Origin of the sequence: Cephaloticoccus primus (assembly GCF_001580015.1) — a bacterium.
GTDB classification, from domain to species: Bacteria; Verrucomicrobiota; Verrucomicrobiia; order Opitutales; family Opitutaceae; genus Cephaloticoccus; species Cephaloticoccus primus.
In genome coordinates this window covers 1-3,889 of sequence record NZ_LSZQ01000070.1, presented here as the reverse complement: position 1 = coordinate 3,889, position 3,889 = coordinate 1, and the positions used below count along the sequence as shown (strand labels likewise).

The 3,889-nt window shown below is 57.3% G+C and carries 5 protein-coding genes and 1 tRNA gene; 2 read left to right on the top strand and 4 right to left on the bottom strand.

All coding sequences use genetic code 11. The features are described 5' to 3' along the window. Window positions 1–395 precede the first annotated feature (395 nt). Window positions 396–485 (top strand) — tRNA-Ser (locus AXK11_RS09105). Window positions 486–578: 93 nt separating this feature from the next. Continuing rightward, entirely contained in the window at window positions 579–1,574 is a 996-nt protein-coding gene (locus AXK11_RS09100) for a helix-turn-helix domain-containing protein (RefSeq protein ID WP_082781082.1), read from the top strand. Window positions 1,575–1,662: 88 nt separating this feature from the next. On the opposite strand, the gene AXK11_RS09095 is transcribed toward AXK11_RS09100, so the two are convergent. The 4 genes from AXK11_RS09095 to AXK11_RS09935 form a co-directional block, all read right to left on the bottom strand. Next, complete coding sequence (locus tag AXK11_RS09095; RefSeq protein ID WP_068631462.1) at window positions 1,663–2,319, bottom strand: ThuA domain-containing protein; 657 nt, start codon at window positions 2,317–2,319, stop codon at window positions 1,663–1,665. Between the two features lie 115 nt (window positions 2,320–2,434). Beyond that, on the bottom strand, window positions 2,435–3,217 hold the full coding sequence (locus AXK11_RS09090; protein WP_068631460.1) for a sugar phosphate isomerase/epimerase family protein: 783 nt from the start codon (window positions 3,215–3,217) through the stop codon (window positions 2,435–2,437). Next, window positions 3,171–3,596, bottom strand: a complete 426-nt coding sequence (locus tag AXK11_RS09940; RefSeq protein ID WP_156469303.1) for a hypothetical protein — start codon at window positions 3,594–3,596, stop codon at window positions 3,171–3,173. The genes AXK11_RS09090 and AXK11_RS09940 overlap by 47 nt, the downstream gene beginning before the upstream one ends. 29 nt (window positions 3,597–3,625) lie before the next feature. Then, the coding region (locus tag AXK11_RS09935; protein ID WP_231865826.1) for a hypothetical protein at window positions 3,626–3,889 on the bottom strand (264 nt) is incomplete at its 5' end.

Genomic DNA, 3,889 nt, shown 5'->3' with positions numbered 1-3,889 from the left:
CCGTATGATGACGACCGCCGCGTCGGCGACGCTGTGCTCATCATCGACGACGAGTAACCCCGTGCAGCGCTAAAACCTCAGGGCCGCTCGTGCTGGCGACTCGCTGCGCCGGACGACCTCGCCCAAGCCTGCCCTCCGCTTTGCCCGCCTGCTCTTGGCCGGGCCGGCGGAGGGCGTTTTTTTACAGTAAGCCACATAAAAGCGGAACTCCTCCGCGCCCCTGCCGCGAAGAGGAGGCACAGGTGGGGAGATCATCCGCAGGCGCTCAAGGGACGCCCGAGAGTCCAAGCCGCGCAAACAAGCTTGACCGTCCCACGTGCCCGCCGCTCTGCTCTGCGCCCCTTGCTACACATGCTGCGGGCGCTCCTGAAAAAAACGCCCGTCCGCAAAAAATTGGAGAGGTGGCAGAGTGGTCTAATGCGCTCGCTTGGAAAGCGGGTGTAGGCTTAAACCTACCGGGGGTTCGAATCCCCCCCTCTCCGCCACACACCCGCCACACCGGTCGGGTGGTGACCGTGTTACCACAAACCGGCAAAGCCCAAAAACCGCCCCCCGCCCCCCCGTCCATCAAGCTTGCTGTGCCGAACAATCGCCGACAGCCAAACCGCGAATCCCCGAAGCCCGCGGCGCCTTTTCCGCCTTCAGGGACGACCTCGGCCGAGGCGTTTACCCGTTACACGCGCGGCAAGCTTCTGCGGGTGGGCAGCACGGGCGAAGCATGGCGGTCGATCAAAGCCTATCTCGTCGATCATCTGCACGATCAGCCCCGGGCCCTTCCTACGCCCGCCACCAGCGAGCCCTTTCTCGCCTGCACACTCTCGGGCGAGGCCGATTTCTACGAGCGCGAAGGCGGTGGCCCGTGGCTCCATCACCGCCTGCGCCGCGGCTCCTTTTTCCTTACCACCGGAGGCGGCCCCTATGAATGCCGCTACGAATCTGCCAGCAGCGCCCCCTGGCAGAGCATTTGCGCCTTCATCTCCCTACCGCTGATGGAGCGGGCACTTGCCGAAGTCTTCGGCCCGGCGGAGGCCCCTCAGGCCCGACTCCGCGACCTCTCCGCGTTCACGGATCCCTTTTTGCTCTCAATGATGGACTCGCTCCACGGCGAGCTTCTGGCGAAAAAACCCAGCCCGCTTTTTGTAGACGGCATTGCCCAAGCGGTCGCCATCCACCTGGCCCGCCACTACGCGCAGCCCGGGGGCGAGCACCCGCTCTCCAGCGCCGCCCTCCCCGGCTACCGGCTCCAGCAAATCACCGACTGGATGGCCCGGCACCTCGCCGAAGACATCGACCTGGAGCAGCTCGCAGCGATGTCTGGGCTCAGCAAGTTTCACTTTCACCGGCTCTTCAAAGCGGCCATCGGCATGTCGCCCCGCCGCTACCACGCGCAACTACGCTTAAACGAAGCGCGCCGACTCCTCCGCGAGCGTGCCCCTGCGGCCAAGCCAGGCGATGAACAAAAAAGCATCCTCGCTGTGGCCCTCGCCGTCGGCTACAGTAACCCAAGCCACTTCGCCCGCCTGTTCCGGCGTGAGACCGGCCTCAGCCCCAGCGAATACCGGCGGAGCCGTTGAGCGGCGACGCGCCCCCCTGCGGCCCTGCGCGGGCCGTGCGCGCCCCCATCGAGTCAGGCAGCACACGACCAGCACCAGCAAGTAGCGCCTAGCGCCCCGCAGCCCAGAGCATGCCGCGGCGGAAGATTTCGCGCATTTGCGGCATATCGAACTCCGCAGCGTCGTGCCCTAGCGAAGAGTAAAACACGCGACCCTTTCCATAATGGCGCTTCCAGACAACGGGCATCACCGTACCATCCACCCAGAAATCGTGCTCACCGGTAAAAGTCGTCGTCGCCAACACCTCATTCGAGGGGTCTACATGCATATAATACTGCTCTGACTTATATTGAAAATCAGAGATGCCCGCCACTATCGGATCCTCGGGGCGGGTAATATTGACCGTATACTCGATTTTCCCTCCAGGGTGCTCAACAAACTGCCCGCCAATCATGTACTGATAGCGCGTATGATCGCGGAAACTATCGCCCAAGCCACCGTGAAAGCCCGCGATCCCCACCCCGTTTTGCACGGCGTTAAGCAGCTTGGATGCTCCATCGCCCTCAAACTTCCCCATTGTTATGACGGGGACGATGAGATTATAGCGGGTTAAATCCTGTGTATCGAAGGCTTGCGCCCCTTCCTCCACCTGAACGGCGAAGTCTTCGTCCTTCAATAGTTGCGCGACTACATCGGCGCATTCCTTCGGCTGATGGCCGCTCCAGCCGCCCCAGACGATAAGGGCCTTTGATGATGATTGTGTCATTTTGGGTTCTAATTTCAGGTTTTGGGTTGCAGATTCCTGACAGGGAAAGGTTAGCGATTATATCGAAGTCGCCAAGGCATGCGGCCAACAGGCCGCAACACAACACTAAAAAAGATTAACGCACAAAATGGTCACATAAATAGCGAAAGCTCTCGGCCACAGCCTCAAACTCATCGCGGCCATAACAGTTATCCTGCTCAATCGTGTACGTGCAGCAGCCGCCCTTCTCGGCAGCCGCAATAATCCCCTTAAAATCGAGCCCACCGCGGCCGAGCTCTGAGAACTGCCGCACGAAACCCTCCTTCGGATCGTAGCCGATACGATAATCCTTGAGGTGGATAAACGGCAGCCGCCCCGCCTCGGCACAGCGGCTCACCCACGCAGTCGGGCTCTCCCCGCCCACCTGTATCCAGAAAGTATCGATTTCAAAAGCAATCGTCGTCTCGTCAAAAATCCGCTGCATGACAGGCTTCCCGCGGCTCCTTATAAACTCGATCTGGTGATTGTGGTAACCCAGCGTGATTCCTCCACGGCGAAAGGCCTGGTTCGCCTCCTCAAGCCTCACAAGCCAGCGATCTATTGAAACATCGTCGTTTAAATCGACCTGCTCGGGCCAGGTGTAATCCGCCTGGGTAACACCCAGCTTCCCGAGCCGATCAATACAACGCTGCGGCTCGTCAAAAATTGCAGAAGACGGCAACCAGGCCACAGCAAAGGACAGGCCATGATCCGCACAGAGGCGCATAAACGCAGCCTCACGGCCTTCTTCAGGCAGCCCACACTGGATAGCCCTTATGCCGATCTCCTCCAGCCGCCTGAATACTACAGGAAAATCCTCGGAGGACTTCAGCTTATTTCGCAGCGTATAAAAATTTACCGCAATCTGTGAAAGCTTCATGGCTGGAAAAAGGGGACAGATCCATAGCGGAACGTGCAACAGGATTATTCCTGGCCGCTCCAAAGAAACCTATAAGAAACTGGCGGAGTATCTCTCCGGCCCAAGAGCGGAGGTCTTCCCCTTTAAGGAAGAGGATGTCGAAGGAAATATAGATAAAGTCAAGTAGCAGAAGAGTCCGAAATACATTAATTGCGGCAGTCCTGAAGTGTCCCTCCCAAATACTTGCTCTTTCTTGAAACTGCTTGGTTAGATCGTCAAGAAATCCGGTGGCTAATTCCGGCTCTCCCGCCGCAAATCCTTGATTTACAAACAGTCCAAAGCCTACTACTGCCAGAAAGCAGAAGTAGGTCAGATTTCTATTGGGAGGGGGGAAGCGCATCGGTTTCTAATGTGGCCTGTTTGGCAGGGTTATTCCTTAGCTTGTCTTTCGGCTCGTGCCATTTGATCTTTAATGACCCTTGCTCGCATCTCTGGGGTATCGAATAACTTTTTCAGTTTATTTTTCACATCTCCCCCAACTATTATGTCTTCATATTCCTCTCCAATGAAATAGTGGGTATTTATATATTTAAAAGAGTCATGATATGCGCTTAGTTTCATTGGGTTTCCATTAAATATAATAGAATTCCAGAGCTTGGCATAACTGTAAGCATATTGATATGCGTACTCTTT